This window comes from Corynebacterium sp. HMSC034A01 (assembly GCF_001838175.1).
Classification (GTDB): Bacteria; Actinomycetota; Actinomycetes; order Mycobacteriales; family Mycobacteriaceae; genus Corynebacterium.
Genome location: NZ_KV835921.1, coordinates 1 through 305 on the forward strand (window position 1 = coordinate 1; position 305 = coordinate 305).

Consider the following 305-nt stretch of genomic DNA (forward strand, 5'->3'; position numbering starts at 1 on the left):
CTGCCCACCGAACACACATCGATGACGGTGATTGCAACGATCCAGCAGATGGTCAAAGACCTCAACGCCGAACAGCTCAAGACCATCACCTGGGACCAAGGCGTGGAAATGGCTGAAACCGCACGTGTGCGCATCAAAGACGGCTGCGAGGTGTACTTTTGCGACCCGCACTCGCCGTGGCAGCGGCCGACCAACGAAAACACCAACGGTGAGATCCGCCGCCGGTTCTACAAGAAAGGCACCGACTTCGCCGAAGTAACCCCCGAGCACGTCGCCTGGGTACAAAACGAACTCAACGACACACC

Annotated in this window: 1 protein-coding gene; it reads left to right on the top strand. The window is 58.4% G+C overall.

Features of this window, described 5'->3' with window-relative positions; all coding sequences use genetic code 11:
- A partial coding sequence (locus HMPREF2791_RS01125) for an IS30 family transposase (RefSeq protein ID WP_141764879.1) occupies window positions 1–305 on the top strand: 305 nt, incomplete at both ends.